We start from the raw sequence: 17,969 nt of genomic DNA, 5'->3' as shown, positions 1-17,969 counted from the left end.
CATCGCCGGACCCACTCGGGGCGTTCGGAAAAAAGCCTCGATGACGGCGTGGTGAGTTGTCGCCATCGGGCAAATCAGATCAGGTCCGTTCACGAATGGCAGCGGGGAAAAACACGATGCGTTCTGGGTCCGCCCGATTTTTCACCGGTGTTGCGATCGCCGCCCTGCTGGCCGGTCTGCTCACCGCCGAGGCCCGCGCCACCCCCGACACCGCACCAGAGCCGCCGGTCCACGCCGCGCCTGCCGACGCCGACGGCCCGCTGTTCGACGAGCCGGAGGATCCGGTTGCGGTCGATGAGGTCGCCGAGCCGGATGGCGAGCCGCCCGCGGCTGAGGCCGCAGCCCCGGCCGAGCCGGCCGCGGCACCGCCGCCCGCCGAGGCGGCAGCGCCCCCACCCTCGATCGACGCGCTGGTGCCGGTGCCCGAGCCTGCCAATGTGCCGCCGCCCGGCCTGAAGGATATCGCCCCGCCGGTCGAAACCGCAGCGCCGCCGGCCCAACCCGCCGCCGAAACCGCCACGCCGGCCGCCGCGCCGGTGGCCCAGCCGCCGCGCCCGGCCGAGGTGGTGGTTCGGCCCACCGTTGATGCCGCGGTGGGCGAGGCGCTGCGCGCGGCGCTGACCGACCGCACCGCCCAGGGCGAGGACAAGAAGCTGCGCGAGGCGCTGCTGCCGGTCTACGAGGCGCGCGGCTTCAAGCCGCTGTGGCTCGAGCAGGGCGCGATCTCGCCGCGCGCCGACAAGGTGCGCGCCACCCTGGCAGACGCCGCCGCCGAGGGGCTCACCCCCGCCGACTACGCCCTGCCCGCCGCGCCCGAGCCGACCGACGCCGCCGCACTGGCGGCGACCGAGCTGAAGACCTCGATCGCGGCGGTGACCTATGCCCGCCACGCCATGTCCGGACGGTTCGACCCGGCGCGGGTGCATCCGCTGGTGACGCCGCGCCGCACCATTCCCAAGCCCGACGAGGTGCTCGCCGCGCTGGCCGCGGCCGCCGACCCCGGCGCGGCGCTCGCCGCCTACAACCCGCCGCACGCGGGCTATCGCGCGCTGAAGACGATTCTGGCCGAGATGCGCCTTGCCACCGCGCCGGACGAGCCCGCCCGCATTCCGGCCGGACCGTTGCTGCGGCCGGGCGGCCGCGACCCGCGGGTGCCGGCGCTGCGCGCCCGGCTCGGGGTGGCCGGTGACGCGTCGGCCACGACCTACGACCCGGAGCTGGTCGAGGCGGTGAAGGCGTTCCAGGACACCCACGACCTCTCGCCCGACGGCGTGGTGGGGTCGCAGACGCTCGCCGCGCTCCATGGCGATCGGACCGCCACCGTCAACGACATCATCGCCAACATGGAGCGCTGGCGCTGGCTGCCGCGCGAGCTCGGCCGCACCCACATCATGGTGAACATCCCCGAGTTCACCGTCCGGATCTGGCAGGACGGCCGGATGATCCACCGCACCCGCGTCGTCACCGGCAAGCCGGCGACGCCGACGCCGGTGTTCAGCGAGAACATGGACTATGTGGTGATCAACCCGGCCTGGAACGTGCCGCCGTCGATCGTCCGGAACGAGATGCTGCCGCTGCTGGCCTCCGACCCCGACGCCATCACCCGTCAGGGCCTGGAGGTTGTGGTCAATGGCCGAGTGGTCGATCCTTACGAGGTCTATGGCGTCGACCCCAACCGGATCTCGTTCCGCCAGCCGCCGGGCGAGCGCAACGCGCTCGGCCGCATCAAGTTCATGTTCCCCAACCAGCACTACGTCTATCTGCACGACACCCCGTCGCGCTCGCTGTTCCAGCGCGACGTCCGCGCCTTCAGCCATGGCTGCATCCGGGTGCACGAGCCGCTCAAGTTCGGCGAAGTGGTGTTCGACCTCGGCATGCCCGGCGAGAGCTGGCCGCCCTCGCGCATCGAGTCGATGTTCGGCCGCGAGGAACACATCATCAAGTTCCGCGAGCGGTTCCCGGTGCACGTGGTCTACTTCACCGCCATGGTCGACGAAACCGGAGCGCTGGTGGTGCGCGATGACGTCTACCGCCACAACGCCCAGGTCAAGGCGCTGCTGGGCCTGGAGGGCACGGTGCGGCCGTTCGTGCGGCCGTCCTCGCCCAAGCCGGTGTCGCTGACCCAGCCGCCGGAACTGAGGCCGGTGGGACCACCGCCCACATTCCTGGAAGAGCTGTTCGGCCTTCGCCCGCCGCGCCGCGGCTGATACTCGGCCTTGGCCGACTTTAACCTGCAATTAGCCGCCGCGCTTAACCATAAAACGAGCGCTTCTCGGCGCGCGGCAGATTTTCGCCATGTTCCCTGCTTACCAGAGCTGAAGCACGTCGGGGGCGGGTGCTAAGTCTCCATTAACCGGACCCGATTAAGACAACGTTCACCCTGGCGAACGCGAGCCAGGGCCGCGTGCGCCTTAGTGTCTCGTCGCGAAATCGGGGACCGGCTCAGTGAGTGTGCGGTATCTCTCCCGCTCGACCTTTTTCCGCCATGGTCGCAACGGCCTGTTCTGCCTGACGCTCGCCGCAGCCGCGGTGGTGTTCGGCGTCCGCGGAACCCAGGACGCGATCGCCAACGGCGACACGCGCACACTGTCCTTCCATCACACCCATACCGGCGAGTCGATCACCCTCACCTACAAGCGTGATGGCCGCTACGACGACGACGCGCTGAAGAAGCTGAACTGGTTCATGCGGGACTGGCGTCGCCAGGAAATGATCAAGATGGACCCGCATTTGTTCGACGTGGTGTGGGAAGTTTATCGCGACGTCGACGCCAGGGCGCCGGTCGAGGTCGTCTGCGGCTACCGCGCGCCAGCCACCAACTCCATGCTGCGCTCCCGCAGCCGCGGCGTCGCCCAGTTCTCCCAGCACACCGTGGGCAAGGCGATCGACCTGTTCATTCCGGGCGTCGGCCTGTCCGCCATCCGCGAGGCCGGCCTTCGCCTCCAGCGCGGCGGCGTCGGCTTCTATCCCAGCTCGGGCTCGCCGTTCGTTCACCTCGATACCGCCAGCGTCCGCCACTGGCCGCGCATGACCCGCGATCAGCTCGCCCGCGTGTTCCCGGACGGCAAGACGGTTCACCTTCCTGCCGACGGCCGCCCGATGCCGGGCTACGAGGTCGCCGCCCGCCAGCTCGATCAGCGCGGCGGCGCCAGCCGCGGCCGCACCGTGCTCGCCTCCCGCGACGGGCCGGACGTGGAGGAGCTGACCGACGACGGCCGCGCGCTGTTCCGCTCGAGCGGTGCCTCCGCCAATGCCGCCGCCGCGGCACCGCGCCGCAGCGTGTTCGCCTGGCTCGGCGGCGACAGTTCGGATGAGCGGCAGTCGGCCCGCGCGCCGCAGGCCCCGGCGACCGCCGAACCGCCCAAACCGATTCAACTCGCGCAGGCGAACGTGCCGCTGCCGCCGGCGCGGCCCTCCGGCATGCCGTTGCCGCTCACCGCCGCCTCGAGCCCGGCCGCCGCGGTTTCGGTTCGTCCGTTCGAATCGACCATCAGCGTCGCCCAGGCCGGCGCGCCCGGCAATTTCGCCGAGGCGCCGCGGCCGGTGACCCAGCCGGCAAGCGCGATGCGCTGGGTGAGCGGTCCCGCCGGCGTCGCGCCGGCGCCGCAGGATACCTCAGCCGACGCCCCGCTGCCGCCGTCCCGCCCCGTCCGCGCGCCGAACGACGGCTTCGCCCTGGCCTCAGCCTCGTCGCGGCCGGCAGGCGACCTCACCGCCGGCGTGTCCCGCGGCCTGCCGGCGCTGATCACCAATGGCGACGAACCCGCCGCCGATTCGACCCCGGCGCTGGCCTACGCCAGCGAGAATGCGCTGCCGCGCCCGCTGCCGGCCGCAGCTTCAACGGCACCCAGCCGGGTTGCCTCGGCGGCGCCGACCACCGCCGCTCCGTCGCGCCGCGACCCGGCGCCGCGCCTGACCGCGCCGCGCACCGAGGGGCCGGGCCTGCCGCGCCTCATCACCACCGCCCGGCTTGGCAATGCCGCGGTCGACCTGCGCCACCCCGACACCAAGACCGCCGCGGCGCTGCTGCGCGGTTCGCACGGCGCGCTCGACGTCCGCTTCAGCCGTGACCCGGCCGAACTCGCCGCCGACCACTTCGCCGGCCCGGCGATCTTGGCCCTGCCGATCGCCCGCTTCGAAGTCGCCGCCCTCGGCGGCGCCGACGGCAAGCGCTCCACGCACTGATAGGGTTCTCCGGCCGAGCGCCGGAGAACCGCCCGTCCGGCCAAAAACGCCGGTGGCCGCGCGTGGTTCCCGCGGTGGAGCCGAGGCGAAAGCGTCAGCATCCGGCCGGTGGCACCAGGCCGACGTTTCATCCGTCGGAGCGCCAGGAAATCTCGTTTCGATCACGGATTTTTCGCCACGCGTTTCCGGGATCCCGCCGGATCATCCGGAACTTCGTTCACTCGACCAGCGCGAACTGCAGCAGCAACGTCCGTTGCAAAAAGCTGAAATTGTCGTCCGAGATCATGGTGAGGATGGTCTCGCCGGCGGCATTGGTGTGGACCGCGAGCCCTTCCATGTTGTCGATCTGCTGCGATCGGCCGGCCTCGATCAGCACCTCGCCGTCAACATCGGCGCCCGGCACGATCGCCGCGAGCGCCATCCGCCGCAGCCGCATCAACACCCCCCGCCACAGCGAATAGTGCCGCTCCAGCACCAACAGGTCCTGGCCGGCGATGGCCGCGTCGGTGACCGAGAAGTCGTTGCTGAGCTTGACGCGGAACTGCCCGAACCGCGACCCGTCGATGATGAAGCCCAGGGCATCTTCGCCGTCGGTCGGGCCGGCCTCGGTGATGCCGATCAGGCTGCCGCCGAGAGGGGACCCGCGCGGCACCGCGACCAGCGCCTCCAGCCCCTTGTTCCGCGGCATCTTCTTCAGCGCCGACGGCACCGGCTGGGGGATGCCGCGGGCGGCGAACGGCGCACCCGAACAATCGTAGCGGCGGATCTCATGCACCCGCTCGATGCCGACGTAGCAGGCGGTGCCGTCGACCGCGAGCGCCTCGACGTCGGCGCGGCCGATGCGGCTCAAGGTCTCGCCGGCCGAGCCGCGTATCGCCGCGATCTCGACATCCGCCAGGCCGCTGAGCCGGCCGTCGGTGTATTCGAGCCGGCCGGTCAGCCACACCCCGGCGTCCGATACCGCCACCATCCGGGTGCCGGTGGGATCGAGCCGCAGCGACGACCAACCGCCGAAGGCGGCGTTGCCCGCGGTCAGTTCCAGCCCGCCGCGATATTCCAGCTTGCCGAACCGCCGCCTCTCCGGCTCGCGCGGGTCGAAGTGGGCGATCGGAACCGCCTTGACCGCGATCGCTTCCGGCTGGACCGGCAGCACCTTGGGCTTGGCGGTGGCAACCGCGGCGGCGCCGACCGATGCCACCGCGGCGACCACGACGGCGAGAACAACCTTGCGCATGGGGCGGCTCACGCGGCGCGGTGGCGGCGGCGGCCCGGCCGGGGCTCGGAACGGTGCTTGGGCGCGGCGTCTTCCTCGAACAGTTCCGCCAGCTTCTCGGTCATCGCGCCCCCCAGTTCCTCGGCATCGACGATGGTCAGCGCCCGCCGATAGTAGCGCGTGACGTCGTGGCCGATGCCGATCGCGATCAGTTCGACCGGCGAGCGGGTCTCGATCTCCTCGATCACCCAGCGCAGATGGCGCTCCAGATAGTTGCCGGGGTTGACCGACAGCGTTGAGTCGTCGACCGGCGCTCCGTCGGAGATCATCATCAGGATCTTGCGGTTTTCCGGCCGCACCAGCGTGCGCTCGTGGGCCCAGGCCAATGCCTCGCCGTCGATGTTTTCCTTCAGGAGGCCCTCGCGCATCATCAGGCCGAGGTTCTTGCGCGCCCGCCGCCACGGCGCGTCGGCCGACTTGTAGATGATGTGGCGCAGGTCGTTGAGCCGGCCGGGCGCGGCCGGCTTGCCGGCGGCGAGCCACGCTTCGCGCGACTGGCCACCCTTCCAGGCCTGGGTGGTGAAGCCGAGAATCTCGACCTTGACGCCGCAGCGCTCCAGCGTGCGCGCCAGGATGTCGGCGCAGGTCGCCGCCACCGTGATCGGCCGGCCGCGCATCGAGCCGGAATTGTCGATCAGCAGCGTCACCACGGTGTCGCGGAACTTGGTGTCGCGCTCCATCTTGAACGACAGCGGATGCATCGGGTCGATCACCACGCGGGCAAGACGCGCCGGATCGAGCAGGCCCTCCTCCAGGTCGAAGTCCCAGCCGCGGTTCTGCTGGGCAAGCAGCCGCCGCTGCAGCCGGTTGGCGAGTCGGGCAACGATGCCCTGCAGGTGGGACAACTGCTTGTCGAGATAGCTGCGCAGCCGCTCCAGCTCATCCGGCGCGCACAGATCCTCGGCGTGGACGATCTTGTCGAACTTGGCCGTGAAGGGCTTGTAGTCTGAGCCGCGCGGGTCGTTCGGCAGCGGGTGGCGCGGCCGCCACGGCTCGCCGCCGTCCTCGGCCTCGCCGATATCGGCATCCTCCGGCAGGTCGCTGGAGGGGGCGTCGTCGGCCTCGCTGGCGCCCTCGGGCAGTTCGTCGGCGGCAAGCTCGGTATCCTGCTCGCTCACGCCTTCGAGGGCTTCCTCGTCGAGGGACTTGCTCTGCTGTTCGTCCTCGCGCTTGTCGTCGGCGCCGTCGTCGTCGTCCTCGTCGGGCTCGGTGTCGCGGCCCTCGGCCATGTCGAGCGCGGCGAGCAGGTCGCGCACGGTCTCGGCGAACCGCCGCTGGTCGTCGATCCGGCCGGTGAGCTTGTCGAGATCGCGCCCGGCCCGCGCCTCGACGACGTCGCGCCACAGCGCCACCACCTTCTCCGCGCCGGTCGGCGGGGCGCGGCCGGTCAGGCGCTCGCGCACCATCATCGCCAAGGCGTCGGCCAGCGGCGCCTCGGCGCGGTCGGTGACGTCCGAGAAGCTGGCGCGGTGGTAGCGGTCCTCCAGCATGGCGGCGAGGTTGCCGGCGACGCCGGTCATGCGGCGCGCGCCGATCGCCTCGACCCGGGCCTGCTCGATCGCCTCGAACACCGCGCGCGCCTCCGGGTTGTCCGGCGCCAGGCGGCGGTGGACGGCGGTGTCGTGGCAGGCAAGACGCAGCGCGATCGAATCGGCGTGGCCGCGGATGATCTCGGCGTCGTGCAGCGTCAGCTTGCGCGGCGGCTCCGGCAGCCGCACCCGGGTGCCGGCCACGCTCGGCCGCTCCGGCGCAAAGCCGACGTCGAGGTCGGGGCGGCGGGCGATCGACTTCAGGCAGGTCTCGACCGCGCGCTTGAACGGCTCGGTCGGCGCGTCGCGGGCGCCGGTCTTGCCGCGGTTGGAGCCTGAGCGCGGATCGCTGGCCATGCTGCTGGGTGCTCCCGCCTCAGGTGAGCGCGACGTTCACCGCCGACTCGGGCAGGTCGTGGCCGAAGCAGCGCTGGTAGAACTCGGCGACCAGCGGCCGCTCAAGCTCGTCGCACTTGTTGAGGAAGGTGACGCGGAAGGCGAACGCCAGCTCCTTGAAGATATCGGCATTCTCGGCCCAGGTGATCACGGTACGCGGGCTCATCACGGTGGAGAGCTCCCCGTTCATGAAGGCGTTTCGGGTCAGATCCGCCAAGCGGACCATCTTGGAGATGGTGTCGCGCCCCTTGTCGTTTCGGAACGATTTGGCTTTCGCCAGCACGATCTCGACTTCCTTGTCGTGCGGCAGATAGTTCAGCGTGGTGACGATCGACCAGCGGTCCATCTGGGCCTGGTTGATCTGCTGGGTGCCGTGATAGAGCCCGGTGGTATCGCCAAGGCCGATGGTGTTGGCGGTGGCGAACAGCCGGAAGGCAGGGTGAGGGCGGATCACCCGGCTCTGGTCGAGCAGCGTCAGCCGGCCGGACGATTCCAGCACGCGCTGGATCACGAACATCACGTCCGGGCGGCCGGCATCGTACTCGTCGAACACCAGCGCGACGTTGTTCTGATAGGCCCAGGGCAGAATGCCATCGCGGAATTCGGTGACCTGGTGGCCCTCCTTGATGACGATGGCGTCCTTGCCGATCAGATCGATGCGGCTGATGTGGCTGTCGAGGTTGACGCGCACGCACGGCCAGTTGAGGCGGGCCGCAACCTGCTCGATGTGGGTGGATTTGCCGGTGCCGTGATAGCCCGAGATCATCACCCGACGGTTGTGGGCGAAGCCGGCCAGGATGGCGAGCGTGGTGGTGCGGTCGAACACGTAGTCGGCATCGACGTCCGGCACATGGTCCTCGGCCTCGGAGAACGCCGGCACGTCGAGATCGCTGTCGATGCCGAACACCTGGCGGACCGACACCTTCATGTCGGGGACGGGGGCCGTGGACACAGTGGGCGTCATGAACTCAAATCCTTGCCGCGGCGGGAAACCGGCGGCCGCCGCCGGAACGCCGGCGCAGCCCGCCCGAATCCTAACCGGGATGTTTCGCCGCCGCCAACCGGCGGCGGTCGCAGCGTGCCGGCAAATTTCGACATGCCGGCAACTTTATAGAGCCGGCGAGCGAACTCGGCCAGACCCGCGGCCGGCCCGCGCGAGGCCGCGCCTCAGCACAGCCCGGCGCCTTTCAGATAATTGTAGGCGGAGATGATGTCGCGGAGCTTCTCCTCCGAGGAGGTGTCGCCGCCATTGACGTCGGGGTGGTGGCGCTTGGCCAGCACCTTGAACCGCGCCTTGATCTCCTCGCGGGTGGCGTCGACCTCCAGGTCGAGCGCGGCCAAAGCCTTGCGCTCGCCGTTGCGGATCATCCGCCCGCGCGGCTCGGCCTTGGCCTCGTCCGCCGGGGCGCCGAACACCCGGAACGGATTGCCGTACGCGAACTCGCCGGCCTCGTAGGCCGCCTCCGCCTTGTGGGCCGCGGCGTGGACGCCGTTGACGCCCATCTTCCAGGTTGGGCGATGGCCGGTGATCGCCGCCTTCTGCCACGCGGCGACCTCGTCGTCGCTCATGCCGGCGAAGTAGTTGTAGGACTGGTTGTATTGGCGGACGTGGTCGAGGCAGAAATGCAGGTAGTCGCCATCGCGGCCGCGGCCTTTCGGCGCGCGGTGGGTCCCCTCGCCCTGGCAGCCCGGCCACTGGCACAGCGGGCCGCGCCGCTGCACCACCGGCTCCTCCTTGGGCTGGCGGGCGGCGCGGATGCGATCGAACAGGGGCGAGTTCAGCTTCATGATCGAATTATGAGAAGTCGGGTGCCGGCGAACAAGAAAGGCTGGCCCGGATTGACCGGCGGGTCACGCCGTCCATATCGATAACACATGACAGCTGCCGAACGCATCGCGAGCCGCCTCCAGGCCGCGCTCGACCCCGCCGACCTCAAGGTCATCGACGAATCGGACCGCCACGCCGGCCACGCCGGCGCCCGCGCCGGTGGCGAGAGCCACTTCCGGGTCTATATCGTGGCGGAGGCGTTCCGGGGGAAGACCCGGCTGGATCGTCACCGCATGGTGAACGAGGCGTTAAAGGCCGAGCTTGAGGCCGGCATCCACGCGCTGGCGGTTCACGCGAACGCGCCGGGGGAGTGAACGGCTTCAACCCCCGCAGCAAGTCGAGATCAAGACGTGGATGGCCGGGACAAGCCCGGCCATGACGACATGATCGACAGCGCCTGTGTTTTCAAAACCGCCTCTCGTTTTGGCGCGTTTCCGGTTAAGGCTCGATCAAAGCACTCGACCGCCAAAAACCTGGCTCATCATGGCCGGGCCTGTCCCGGCCATCCACGACTTCCTGCCAAGCCCAAATTCATAACAGCGACCCGTACAAATCATCCCAGTCCGGATTGAGAGAGTGGATCAGCCGCACCTTCCAGGCTCGCGGCCAGTGCTTGATGTTCTTCTCGCGCTGGATGGCGTCGGGCATGGTGGCGCATTCCTCGAAATAGACGAGGCGCATCACGCCATAGCGTACGGTGAAGCCGCCTGTGACATGGGTGCGGTGCTGCCAGACCCGGCGCAGCAAATCGGCGGTCACGCCGACATAGAGCGTGCCATTCGGCCGGTTGGCGAGGATATAGACCCAACCGGCCATCACCCACCCCTCAACGCCTCACGCCGCCTTCTGCCCCGCCCCGCCGACGATGCGCACGATGTCGGCCATGATTCGGTTCAGCTCGTAATCCTTGGGCGTGTAGACCGCTGCGACCCCGGACGCCTTGAGCAGGGCGGCGTCCTCCGGCGGGATGATGCCGCCGACGATCACCGGCACGTCGTCGAGCCCCTCCTTGCGCATGCGCTCCATCACGTCGCGCACCAGCGGCACGTGGCTGCCGGACAGAATCGACAGGCCGACGACGTGGACGCCCTCCTCCAAGGCGGCGTTGACGATCTCGGCCGGGGTGAGGCGGATGCCCTCATAGACCACCTCCATGCCGGCGTCGCGGGCCCGCACCGCGATCTGCTCGGCGCCGTTGGAGTGGCCGTCGAGCCCGGGCTTGCCGACCAGGAACTTGAGCCGGCGGCCGAGCCGCTTCGACACCAGTTCGACGTCGCGCCGCACCTCGTCGAGCCCGACCACGTCGGCGCGGGCGGCCCGCCCGACCCCGGTCGGGGCACGGTATTCGCCGAACACCTCGCGCAGCGTGCCGCCCCACTCGCCGGTGGTGATGCCGGCTTTGGCGCAGGCGATCGATGGCTCCATGATGTTGCGGCCTTCCGCCGCAGCCGCGCGCAGCGCCGCCAGCGCCTTGGCGGCCGCCTTGGCGTCGCGGCTGGCGCGCCAGGCGTTGAGGCGCGCCACCTGCTCGGCCTCGACATGCTCCGGCACGGTGAGGATGGCGCCCTCGCCGGTGGTGAGCGGAGAGGGCTCGGTCTCCTTGAAGCGGTTGACGCCGACCACGATCTGCTCGCCGCGCTCGATGCCCTCCAGCCGCCGGGTATTGGTCTCGACCAACTGCTGCTTCATGTAGCTCGACTCGATTGCGGCGATGGCGCCGCCCATGGCGTCGATCTTGGCGATCTCCTGGAGCGCCTCGGCCTTCAGCGCCTCGACTTTCGCCGCGATCTCGGTCGAGCCGTCGAAGATGTCGCCGAACTCCAGCAGGTCGGTCTCATAGGCAAGAATCTGCTGCATGCGCAGCGACCATTGCTGGTCCCACGGCCGCGGCAGGCCGAGCGCCTCGTTCCAGGCCGGCAGCTGCACCGCGCGGGCGCGGGCGCGCTTGGACAGCGTCACCGCCAGCGTCTCGATCAGGATGCGGTAGACGTTGTTCTCCGGCTGCGGCTCGGTGAGACCGAGCGAATTGACCTGCACGCCGTAGCGGAACATGCGGTGCTTGGGATTGGCGACCCGATAGCGGGTGCGGGTGATCTCGTCCCACAATTCGCCGAATGCCCGCATCTTGCAGATCTCGGTGAGGAACCGCATGCCGGCGTTGACGAAGAACGAGATGCGGCCGACCACCTCCTCGAACCCAGCATGGTCGACTTCGCCCGAGGCCAAGACGGTGTCGAGGATGGCGATGGCGTTGGACAGCGCGAACGCCAGCTCCTGCACCGGCGTCGCGCCGGCCTCCTGCAGGTGGTAGCTGCACACGTTCATCGGGTTCCACCTCGGCATCTCGCGGGTGGTGAACAAGATGACGTCCTTGGTCAGCCGCATCGACGGCGCCGGCGGGAACACGTGGGTGCCGCGCGACAGATATTCCTTGATGATGTCGTTCTGGGTGGTGCCGGAGAGGGCGGCGCGGCCGGCGCCCTGCTCCTCGGCGGCCGCGATGTAGAGCGCGAGCAGCCACGGCGCGCAGGCGTTGATGGTCATCGAGGTATTCATCTCGGCGAGCGGGATGCCCTCGAACAACGTTCGCATGTCGCCGAGATGGGCGATCGGCACGCCGACCTTGCCGACCTCGCCCCGCGCCAGCACGTGGTCGGAATCGTAGCCGGTCTGGGTCGGCAGGTCGAACGCCACCGACAGCCCGGTCTGGCCCTTGGCAAGGTTGCCGCGATAGAGCGCGTTCGACGCCGCCGCGGTCGAGTGGCCGGCATAGGTGCGAAAGATCCAGGGCTTGTCGCGGGTGGTCATCGGCTTAAGGCTCCGGCACAGCGTTCGGTCGGGCGGGGCAAAGGATTGTTCTACCCGGTCGGCGCGGGCGCAACCATGCCGCCTTCGTCGGAGGACGCTACCTTCGGACCAGCCGCAGCAACAACAGCAGCACGATGGCGCCGATCAAAGCCCGGATGATGGCGCCGAGGATGGTGGTGCCGAACATCAGGCCGCTGGCGCCGAGCAGCCAGTTGCCGAGAAAGGCACCCAGGATGCCGACCACGATGTTGCCGGCAAGCCCGAAGCCATAGCCGGTCACGATCAGGCCGGCGAGCCAGCCGGCGATGGCGCCGATGATCACGAGGACAATAAGAGCTTCAATCGACATCTCAGTTCACTCCCCGAGGTTAACTGAACTGACGGCGGTGGCGGCAGCGACCTGCGGTCACAGACCCGCGCGCAGCAGGCGGAGCCGACCAAGGTCGAAGGCACGTCCACTCGCACCGTTTGAAACTATTCGCTATGTTGCACTGCCGAACGGCCGCTGCAAGACGGCTGTTTCAAAGAGCCGTCTTGTTTCAACGAGACAGCCGTCCAACAGGGAGACCGCGATGACGATGACCGCTGCAGCCGAGACCTCGGCTTCGAACGGGACCTCGGCCACCAAGGATCTCTATGACATCGGCGAAATTCCGCCGCTCGGCCACGTGCCGCCGAACATGCACGCCTGGGTGATCCGCAAGGAGCGCCACGGCCCGCCCGAGCAGTCGTTCCAGCTCGAGGTGGTGCCGACCTGGCCGATCGGCGATGACGAGGTGCTGATCCTGGTGATGGCCGGCGGCGTCAATTACAACGGCGTGTGGGCCGGGCTCGGCCAGCCGATCTCGGTGCTCGACGTCCACAAGCAGCCCTATCACATCGCCGGGTCCGACGCCTCCGGCATCGTGTGGGCGGTGGGCGCCAAGGTGCGGCGCTGGAAGGTCGGCGACGAGGTCATCGTCCACTGCAACCAGGACGACGGCGACGACGAGGAGTGCAACGGCGGCGACCCGATGTTCTCGGCTTCCCAGCGTATCTGGGGCTATGAGACCCCGGACGGCTCGTTCGCCCAGTTCTGCCGGGTGCAGTCGCGCCAGCTGCTGAAGAAGCCGGCTCACCTCTCCTGGGAAGAGGCGGCCTGCTACACGCTGACGCTGGCCACCGCCTACCGCATGCTGTTCGGCCATCCGCCGCACACGCTGAAACCCGGCGACAATGTGCTGGTGTGGGGCGCCTCCGGCGGGCTCGGCGTGTTCGGCATCCAGCTGTGTGCGGCCTCCGGCGCCAACGCCATCGGCATCATCTCCGACGAGTCCAAGCGCCAGTACGTGCTCGACCTTGGCGCCAAGGGCGTCATCAACCGCAAGGACTTCAACTGCTGGGGCCAGATGCCCAAGGTCAATACCCCCGAATACGACGCCTGGACCAAGGAGGCGCGCAAGTTCGGCAAGGCGATCTGGGACATCACCGGCAAGAAGGACGTCGACATCGTGTTCGAGCATCCCGGCGAGGCCACCTTCCCGGTGTCATGCCTGGTGGTCAAGCGCGGCGGCATGGTGGTGTTCTGCGCCGGCACCTCCGGCTTCAACCTCACGTTCGATGCCCGTTACGTGTGGATGCGGCAGAAGCGGGTGCAGGGCTCGCACTTCGCCCACTTGAAGCAGGCCTCGGCCGCCAACCAGTTCGTGCTCGACCGCCACGTCGACCCGTGCATGAGCGAGGTGTTCGGCTGGGGCCAGATCCCGCTCGCGCACACCAAGATGTGGAAGAACCAGCACGCGCCCGGCAACATGGCGGTGCTGGTCAACGCCCCTAACCCCGGCCTCAAGACGCTGGATGACGTGGTGGCAGCGCGGCAGGGCTGATGCGGCGCCCACGCGTCCCGCCATCAGCGGTGCGGCGCCGGTGTCATACAAAATCCGGCCGATCCGGCCCGAGGCTCGTCGTCCGGGCGCCGCATGATCGCGGGCGCGGGCGGCACCGGGATCGAACCCGGCTCCCGCACTGAAAAGGGCCTCCGGCTGGTCGCCGGAGGCCCTTTTTATTGGCCAGAACCCGGAGGCGCCGCGACCCTTCGGCGGCTGCGCCTCCGTAAACCTCAAGCGCCAAACCTCAGGCGCCGACGCCGTGGCTCTTCATCTGCTCGGCGATCTCGTCGAGGATGCCCGGATCGTCGATGGTCGCCGGCATGGTCCAGTTGTCGCCGTCGGCGATCTTCTTCATGGTGCCGCGCAGGATCTTGCCCGAGCGGGTCTTGGGCAGGCGGTTGACGGTGATGGCGATCTTGAACGCCGCCACCGGCCCGATCTTGTCGCGCACCAGCTTGACGATCTCGTTTTCGATGTCGATCGGCTTCTTGGTGACGCCGGCCTTCAGCACCACGAAGCCGCACGGCACCTCGCCCTTCAGCTCGTCCTTGATGCCGATCACCGCGCACTCGGCCACCGCCGGGTGGGACGCCAGCACCTCTTCCATGCCGCCGGTCGACAGCCGGTGGCCGGCGACGTTGATGATGTCGTCGGTGCGGCCCATGATGTAGAGGTAGCCGTCCTCGTCGACGAATCCGGCGTCCGCGGTCTTGTAGTAGCCGGGGAACTCGTGAAGGTAGCTGTCGTCGAAGCGGTCGTCCTGCTGCCACAGCGTCGGCAGGCAGCCGGGCGGCAGCGGCAGCTTGATCACGATCGAGCCCATCTTGTTGACGGCGACCGGGTGGCAGGCCTCGTCGACGACCTGGACGTCGTAGCCCGGCATCGCCACCGTCGGCGAGCCCGGCTTGATCGGCAGCAGGCCGAGCCCGACCGGATTGCCGGCGATCGCCCAGCCGGTTTCAGTCTGCCACCAGTGATCGACCACCGGCACGCCCAAAATCCGCTCCGCCCACATCACGGTATCGGGGTCGGCGCGCTCGCCGGCCAGGAACAGCGTGTGCATGCACTTTACGTCGTAATCGGCCAGCAGCTTGGCGTCGGGGTCTTCTTTCTTGATGGCGCGGAACGCGGTCGGCGCGGTGAACAGCGCCGCCACCTTGTACTCCGACACCACGCGCCAGAACGCGCCGGCGTCCGGGGTGCCGACCGGCTTGCCCTCATAGATGATGGTGGTGCAGCCCGCGAGCAGCGGCGCGTAGACGATGTAGGAGTGGCCGACCACCCAGCCGACATCGGAGGCGGCCCAGTACACCTCGCCCGGCTTGATGCCGTAGAGGTTGGACATGGTCCAGTGCAGCGCCACCATGTGGCCGCCATTGTCGCGGACCACGCCCTTGGGGATGCCGGTGGTGCCGGAGGTGTAGAGGATATAGAGCGGGTCGGTGGCCTTGACCGGCACGCAGTCGGCCTTTTTGCCGGCGGCCTCGGCCTTGGCGACTTCGCTGGCCCAGTCGTAGTCGCGGCCTTCTGTCAGCTTGGCGGTGGCCTGCGGCCGGGCGAAGACGATGCAGGTCTCCGGCTTGTGGGCGGCGAGGTTGATGGCCTCGTCCAGCAGCGGCTTGTAGGGCACCACGCGGTTGGGCTCGATGCCGCACGAGGCCGTCACGATCAGCTTCGGCTTGGCGTCGTTGATGCGGGTCGCCAGCTCTTTCGAGGCGAAGCCGCCGAACACCACCGAGTGGATGGCGCCGAGCCGGGCGCAGGCGTACATCGCGATCGCCGCTTCCGGGATCATCGGCATGTAGACGATGACGCGGTCGCCCTTGCCGACGCCGAACTCGGCCAGCACCGCGGCGAAGGTCGCCACCTTGTGCTGAAGCTGGGCGTAGGTGATGCGGTCCTTGGTGCCGGTTACCGGCGAGTCGTAAATGATCGCGTCCTGATCGCCGCGACCGGCCGCGACGTGGCGGTCGATGGCGTTGTAACAGGTGTTGCAGACCCCGTCGGGGAACCAGCGGCCATAGACGCCGAGTTTCTCGTCGAACACCGTCTTGGGCTGCTCAAACCAATCAAGGCCCTTCGCCGCCTCGCCCCAGAATGTCTGCGGGTCGGCTTTCCAGGCGGCATAGACATCCCAATAGCGGCTCGCCGGCGCAGCGGCCGGCGCACGGGTCGTTGCAGTCATGGCGGTTCCCTCTCGCTCGGCCCTATGGACGGGCCTTGCCCCCGATTGTGGCCGGAACCATACAGCGCGCAAGCATTGACGCTATCGGACATAAGGCGGAGAGGCGCGCGCGCCGAAATGTCGCGCGTGGCCGCCGCAGCCGCTACGGAATTCTACCGGTCGAGGCGACCCGCGTCGCGCCGCCTGCGGGCGCGGGATATCCCGATGTTATCCAAGACGGCGTGCTCGCCCGAACTCCTTGTTCGAAAATAGGATTTCCGGCAAACGAAAGCCGGTCCCAACGCGTGATCCGGCAAAGATCAATGGCCGCCTCCGCCGCCATCCATCGGCTTTGGCTTGTGTAGTGCCATGGCGGCGCAGGCCACCAGCCCGAACAGCACGGTCAGCACGAAAAACACGTCGGCGAACGCCATCACCAGCGCCTCGCGCCGCACCAGCAGCGCCATCTGCTTGATCGCGGCCATTTCGTCGGTGCCGGGGCCGAAATGGGAGAACTTCAGCGTGAGGTTCGCCAGCAGCTCCTCTGCTGCGCCGCGGCCCCAGGCGACGTGCTCGTGCAACCGCGCCAGGTGCAGATCCATGCGGTCGTTGAGAACGGTATTGATGGCGGCGAGCCCGATGGCGCCGCCGAGATTGCGGGCGAGGTTGAACAGGCCGGAGGCGTTCTTGAGCTCCTCCTGCGGCAGGGTGCCGAGCGCAAGGTTGGTGATCGGCACCATGCACAGCATCAAGCCAGAGCCGCGCAGAATCTGGGGGACGAAGATCTCCCAGAAGTCCCAATCCTTGGTGACGTCGGTCACCATGAAGGTGCTGAGCCCGACCGCGGCGAAGCCGATCATCATCAACAGTCGCGGATCGATCTTGGTCGACAGCTTGCCGGAGATCGGGGCCGTAAGAAACATGGCGACGCCGGAGACGAACACGGTTTCGCCGATCATCAGCGAATCGTAGCCGCGCACCCGCGCCAGATAGACCGGGTAAAGATAGGTGAGGCCGTAAAGACCGATGCCGAGCACCCCGGACAATAGCGAGCCGAAGGCAAAGTTGCGGTCGCGATAGGCGTAGATGTCGACGATCGGCTCGTGCGCAGTGAAGGCCCGCCAAGCGAACACCACCGCACCGACAACCAACACCACGGTGCAGTTGAACACCGCCTCGTCCTGGAGCCAGTCGTGGTTCGGCCCCTCCTCCAGCACGTATTCCAAGCTGCCGAGGAATGCCGCCATGCCGAACAGACCGAGCCAGTCGAGATGCTTCAGCAGGGAATGGTCGGGCTTGTCGAAATCGATCAGCAGCACTGCCGCCAGCGTCACCGCGATGCCCGGCCCGACATTGATCAAGAACAGCCAGTGCCAGGAAAACGCCTGGGTGAGATAGCCGCCGATGGTGGGGCCTATGGTCGGCGCCAGCGTCGCGATCAGGCCGATCAGTGGCGTCACCACCGCGCGCTGCTTGCCGCGGAACAGCGTGAACGAGGCCGCGAACACGCTCGGGATCATGCCGCCGCCGATGAAGCCCTGGATGGCGCGAAAGACGATCATCTCCTCGATCGAGGTCGCGGTGGCGCACAGTGCGCTGGCCAGGGTGAAGCCCGCGGCGCAGCCGGCGAACAGCACCCGCGTCGACAGCGCCCGCGACAGAAAGCCCGACAGCGGGATCATCACCACCTCGGCGATGAGGTAGGCGGTCTGCACCCAGGAGATTTCGTCGGCCGAGGCCGACAGCCCGGCCTGGATCTCGGCGAGCGAGGCGGAGACGATCTGGATGTCCAGGATCGCCATGAACATGCCGAAGATCATCGCCGCGAACGCCACCACCCGCATCGGGTCGATGCGTTCGTCGGCGGGGGCGCCGGCCGGCACAGCGGTGGCCCCGGTCAGGGTGGCGTCGGTCATGG

The 17,969-nt window shown here is 68.6% G+C and carries 12 protein-coding genes and 1 pseudogene; 4 read left to right on the top strand and 9 right to left on the bottom strand.

The window, feature by feature from the left end; translation table 11 throughout:
- The first annotated feature begins 116 nt into the window (after positions 1–116).
- Both BVIR_RS00480 and BVIR_RS00475 read left to right on the top strand, forming a co-directional pair.
- Entirely contained in the window at positions 117–2,207 is a 2,091-nt protein-coding gene (locus tag BVIR_RS00480; RefSeq protein ID WP_055035967.1) for a L,D-transpeptidase family protein, read from the top strand.
- Between the two features lie 301 nt (positions 2,208–2,508).
- Positions 2,509–4,185 carry a peptidoglycan L,D-endopeptidase MepK gene (locus tag BVIR_RS00475; protein WP_417852062.1) on the top strand — a complete coding sequence of 559 codons (1,677 nt, stop codon included), beginning with the start codon at positions 2,509–2,511 and terminating at the stop codon, positions 4,183–4,185.
- A gap of 217 nt (positions 4,186–4,402) precedes the next feature.
- Here BVIR_RS00475 and BVIR_RS00470 read toward each other — a convergent pair whose 3' ends face one another.
- The 4 genes from BVIR_RS00470 to BVIR_RS00455 form a co-directional block, all read right to left on the bottom strand.
- Positions 4,403–5,419 carry an esterase-like activity of phytase family protein gene (locus BVIR_RS00470; protein WP_055035965.1) on the bottom strand — a complete coding sequence of 339 codons (1,017 nt, stop codon included), beginning with the start codon at positions 5,417–5,419 and terminating at the stop codon, positions 4,403–4,405.
- Positions 5,420–5,427: 8 nt separating this feature from the next.
- The gene (gene cobT / locus BVIR_RS00465) at positions 5,428–7,344 is read right to left on the bottom strand and encodes a cobaltochelatase subunit CobT (RefSeq protein WP_055035964.1); all 1,917 of its coding nucleotides are present in this window, start codon (positions 7,342–7,344) and stop codon (positions 5,428–5,430) included.
- A 19-nt stretch (positions 7,345–7,363) separates the two neighbouring features.
- Positions 7,364–8,347, bottom strand: a complete 984-nt coding sequence (gene cobS / locus BVIR_RS00460) for a cobaltochelatase subunit CobS (protein WP_055035963.1) — start codon at positions 8,345–8,347, stop codon at positions 7,364–7,366.
- A 203-nt stretch (positions 8,348–8,550) separates the two neighbouring features.
- Positions 8,551–9,171: a J domain-containing protein gene (locus BVIR_RS00455; protein WP_055035962.1), complete on the bottom strand. Its 621-nt coding sequence runs from the start codon at positions 9,169–9,171 to the stop codon at positions 8,551–8,553.
- Positions 9,172–9,258: 87 nt separating this feature from the next.
- On the opposite strand from BVIR_RS00455, the gene BVIR_RS00450 reads away from it, so the two are divergent.
- A complete protein-coding gene (locus tag BVIR_RS00450; RefSeq protein ID WP_055035961.1) occupies positions 9,259–9,525 on the top strand; it encodes a BolA family protein in 267 nt (88 codons plus the stop codon).
- A gap of 217 nt (positions 9,526–9,742) precedes the next feature.
- On the opposite strand, the gene BVIR_RS00445 is transcribed toward BVIR_RS00450, so the two are convergent.
- The 3 genes and pseudogenes from BVIR_RS00445 to BVIR_RS00435 all read right to left on the bottom strand — a co-directional run bounded on the left by BVIR_RS00445 (position 9,743) and on the right by BVIR_RS00435 (position 12,368).
- Entirely contained in the window at positions 9,743–10,027 is a 285-nt protein-coding gene (locus tag BVIR_RS00445; protein WP_055035960.1) for a GIY-YIG nuclease family protein, read from the bottom strand.
- Positions 10,028–10,045: 18 nt separating this feature from the next.
- Positions 10,046–12,049, bottom strand: a pseudogene (locus BVIR_RS00440) (methylmalonyl-CoA mutase family protein); the annotation flags it as partial.
- Positions 12,050–12,116: 67 nt separating this feature from the next.
- A complete protein-coding gene (locus tag BVIR_RS00435; protein WP_055035958.1) occupies positions 12,117–12,368 on the bottom strand; it encodes a GlsB/YeaQ/YmgE family stress response membrane protein in 252 nt (83 codons plus the stop codon).
- 229 nt (positions 12,369–12,597) lie between these two features.
- Between BVIR_RS00435 and ccrA the strand changes: the two genes are divergently transcribed.
- Positions 12,598–13,884 carry a crotonyl-CoA carboxylase/reductase gene (gene ccrA, locus BVIR_RS00430; protein ID WP_055038568.1) on the top strand — a complete coding sequence of 429 codons (1,287 nt, stop codon included), beginning with the start codon at positions 12,598–12,600 and terminating at the stop codon, positions 13,882–13,884.
- Between the two features lie 247 nt (positions 13,885–14,131).
- Here the strand turns inward: ccrA and BVIR_RS00425 are convergent, their stop codons facing one another.
- Positions 14,132–16,072 (bottom strand): propionyl-CoA synthetase, encoded by a 1,941-nt coding sequence (locus BVIR_RS00425; RefSeq protein WP_055035957.1) that lies wholly within the window; start codon positions 16,070–16,072, stop codon positions 14,132–14,134.
- Positions 16,073–16,371: 299 nt separating this feature from the next.
- Positions 16,372–17,967 carry a DHA2 family efflux MFS transporter permease subunit gene (locus BVIR_RS00420; protein WP_055035956.1) on the bottom strand — a complete coding sequence of 532 codons (1,596 nt, stop codon included), beginning with the start codon at positions 17,965–17,967 and terminating at the stop codon, positions 16,372–16,374.
- Positions 17,968–17,969 lie beyond the last annotated feature (2 nt).

Source organism: Blastochloris viridis (assembly GCF_001402875.1).
Classification (GTDB): Bacteria; Pseudomonadota; Alphaproteobacteria; order Rhizobiales; family Xanthobacteraceae; genus Blastochloris; species Blastochloris viridis.
This window is presented reverse-complemented; position numbering and strand designations above follow the sequence as displayed.

Excerpts from the sequence above, each read along its gene's own strand:
- BVIR_RS00480 (WP_055035967.1), top strand. The coding sequence starts at position 117 with ATGCGTTCTGGGTCCGCCCGATTTTTCACCGGTGTTGCGATCGCCGCC.
- BVIR_RS00470 (WP_055035965.1), bottom strand. The coding sequence starts at position 5,419 with ATGCGCAAGGTTGTTCTCGCCGTCGTGGTCGCCGCGGTGGCATCGGTC.
- cobT (WP_055035964.1), bottom strand. The coding sequence starts at position 7,344 with ATGGCCAGCGATCCGCGCTCAGGCTCCAACCGCGGCAAGACCGGCGCC.
- cobS (WP_055035963.1), bottom strand. The coding sequence starts at position 8,347 with ATGACGCCCACTGTGTCCACGGCCCCCGTCCCCGACATGAAGGTGTCG.
- BVIR_RS00455 (WP_055035962.1), bottom strand. The coding sequence starts at position 9,171 with ATGAAGCTGAACTCGCCCCTGTTCGATCGCATCCGCGCCGCCCGCCAG.
- BVIR_RS00450 (WP_055035961.1), top strand. The coding sequence starts at position 9,259 with ATGACAGCTGCCGAACGCATCGCGAGCCGCCTCCAGGCCGCGCTCGAC.
- BVIR_RS00445 (WP_055035960.1), bottom strand. The coding sequence starts at position 10,027 with ATGGCCGGTTGGGTCTATATCCTCGCCAACCGGCCGAATGGCACGCTC.
- BVIR_RS00435 (WP_055035958.1), bottom strand. The coding sequence starts at position 12,368 with ATGTCGATTGAAGCTCTTATTGTCCTCGTGATCATCGGCGCCATCGCC.
- ccrA (WP_055038568.1), top strand. The coding sequence starts at position 12,598 with ATGACCGCTGCAGCCGAGACCTCGGCTTCGAACGGGACCTCGGCCACC.
- BVIR_RS00425 (WP_055035957.1), bottom strand. The coding sequence starts at position 16,072 with ATGACTGCAACGACCCGTGCGCCGGCCGCTGCGCCGGCGAGCCGCTAT.
- BVIR_RS00420 (WP_055035956.1), bottom strand. The coding sequence starts at position 17,967 with ATGACCGACGCCACCCTGACCGGGGCCACCGCTGTGCCGGCCGGCGCC.